Consider the following 2,145-nt stretch of genomic DNA (forward strand, 5'->3'; position numbering starts at 1 on the left):
GCGGCCTGGACGTCGCCGGCGTGGTGACCGCGGTCGGCGCCCGGGTCACGCGCTTCCGGCCGGGCGACGAGGTCTACGGCACCTGCGCGACCGGCTCGTTCGCCGAGCAGGCGACCGCCAAGGAGGACCGGCTCGCCCGCAAACCCGCCGCGATCTCCTTCGAGCAGGCGGCGGCGACCCCGGTCTCCGGCGTCACCGCCCTGCAGAGCCTGCGCGACGGGGGCGTGCAGGCCGGCCGGCGGGTGCTGATCACCGGTGCGGGCGGCGGCGTCGGGACCTTCGCGGTCCAGCTCGCCAAGGCGTACGGGGCGAGCGTCACCGGCGTCTGCAGCACCGGAAAGGCCGACCTGGTCCGGTCCCTGGGCGCCGACGGCGTCATCGACTACACCCGGCACGAGGTGGACCGCGACGGCCCGGTGTACGACGTCATCATCGACACCGCGGGCAACCGGCCGCTGTCACTGCTGCGCCGGGCCGCGACGCCGCGCGGCACGATCGCTCTGGTCGGAGGCGGGCACGCCAAGGGCCGGATCATGGGCGGCTTCCAGCGCCAGATGGCCGCGCCGCTGCTCTCACCCTTCATGAGCCAGCGCCTGCGCGGCGTGACCGCCCGGGTGCGCGCCGAGGAGCTCGCGGAGCTGAGCCCGCTGCTCGAGTCGGGCCAGGTCACGCCGGTGATCGGCCGCAGCTATCCGCTGGCCGAGGCGGCCGGGGCGATCCGCGACCTGTCGGCGGGCCGCTACCCGGGCAAGCTCGTCGTCACGATCTAGCAGCCGCACAGCTGCCCGATCATGACCATTCGCAGGAGGGGTGTCCCGCAGTGTCGCATTTAGCCTGACTGCCATGAACCGCCGTCTTCGTATCTCCGTGGCCGCCGCAGCTGGTGCCGCCGTCCTCGGCACCGTGGCCGTCGCCATGCCGGCCGAGGCCGCCACCCCGAACCTGCAGTTCCACCTCATCCAGTTCGACTCCCCGAGCAACCCCGACACGAACGCGAACAGCAGCGTCAACGGGGAGTTCGTCCGCATCTACAACAACTCGACGTTCGCGGCGCGGCTGGACCGCTTCACCATCAAGGACGCGAACGGCTACACGTACACCTTCCCGTCGCATGTGATCGGTGCGAAGAAGACGGTCTACGTCCACACCGGCAAGGGCACCAACGGCCGCAAGCCGGACGGCACGCCCGACAGCTCCCGCCTCTACCAGGGACGGGGCTGGCACATCTGGAACAACCCCGGCGACACGGCGACGCTGCGCAGCTCGTCGGGGCGCGTCTACGACACGTGCAAGTGGACGAGCCGCGGCACCGGCGCGACGAACTGCGGCCCCCTCGGCAACACCGCCGTCGGCACCAATCCGCCGGCTCCCGCACCGACGACCACCCGACCGGGCCCCGTCGAGCCCACGACACCGCCGACCACCACGACGCCCGTCATCACTACCCCGGCGCCGCCTGCGGACGATCCCACGACAGAGACCCCGTCCATCGGCTGAGGCGTCACTGCTGCCCGGCGCGGCGGTGGAACGACGCGGTCAGACCCTGCGGTGTCAGCAGACCGCCGAAGTCCGGGGTGCCGCCGTTGCCGGGCGCGATGCTCACGTCGTACTCGCGCACCAGCCAGAAGGTGCTCAGCACCAGCTGGATCATGCCCAGCTGCGTCCCCACGCAGACCCGCGGCCCCGCGCCGAACGGCAGGTAGGTGTGGCGTTGCAGCTGGGCCCGCGGCTCCAGCCACCGCTGGGGGTCGAAGGCCTCCGGGTCGCGCCACCACCGTTCGTCGCGGTGCAGGGCGTACAGGCTGAACAGGACCTGGTCCCCCCGGTCGAGGCGCCATTCGCCCAGGGTGGTCGCCCGCCGCGCGGTCCGGCCGATGAGCCAGGTCGGCGGGCGCAACCTCAGCACTTCTTTGACAAAAGCCTCCGTGTACGGCAATGAAGTCGTCGGCGGCGCCACCTCGGTGTCGTGGGCGGCGGCCTCCTGCTCGACCGCGCGCCGCACCTCCGGATGAGCCACGAGGTCGTGCACGATCCAGGTCAGGGCGGCCGCCGGGACGCCATACGCGGCCAGCATGATCCCCCGGATCAGCCGCTCGACCTGCAGGTCGCTGAGCGCGGGCGCGTCCGCGGCCAGGAGCACGTCGA

General features: G+C 72.3%; 3 protein-coding genes. 2 read left to right on the top strand and 1 reads right to left on the bottom strand.

Translation table 11 applies throughout. From position 1 onward, the window contains the following. Nucleotides 1-770: NAD(P)-dependent alcohol dehydrogenase (locus AB0C29_RS45095; RefSeq protein ID WP_360834056.1), on the top strand; the 770-nt coding region annotated here is incomplete at its 5' end. Between the two features lie 73 nt (nt 771-843). After that, complete coding sequence (locus tag AB0C29_RS45100) at nt 844-1,497, top strand: lamin tail domain-containing protein (protein WP_360834058.1); 654 nt, start codon at nt 844-846, stop codon at nt 1,495-1,497. Between the two features lie 4 nt (nt 1,498-1,501). On the opposite strand, the gene AB0C29_RS45105 is transcribed toward AB0C29_RS45100, so the two are convergent. Next, on the bottom strand, nt 1,502-2,145 hold a 644-nt coding region (locus tag AB0C29_RS45105; RefSeq protein ID WP_360834060.1), incomplete at its 5' end, for a cytochrome P450.

It is taken from the genome of Actinoplanes sp. NPDC048791 (assembly GCF_040650095.1).
GTDB lineage: Bacteria > Actinomycetota > Actinomycetes > Mycobacteriales > Micromonosporaceae > Actinoplanes.

Excerpts from the sequence above, each read along its gene's own strand:
- AB0C29_RS45100 (WP_360834058.1), top strand. The coding sequence starts at position 844 with ATGAACCGCCGTCTTCGTATCTCCGTGGCCGCCGCAGCTGGTGCCGCC.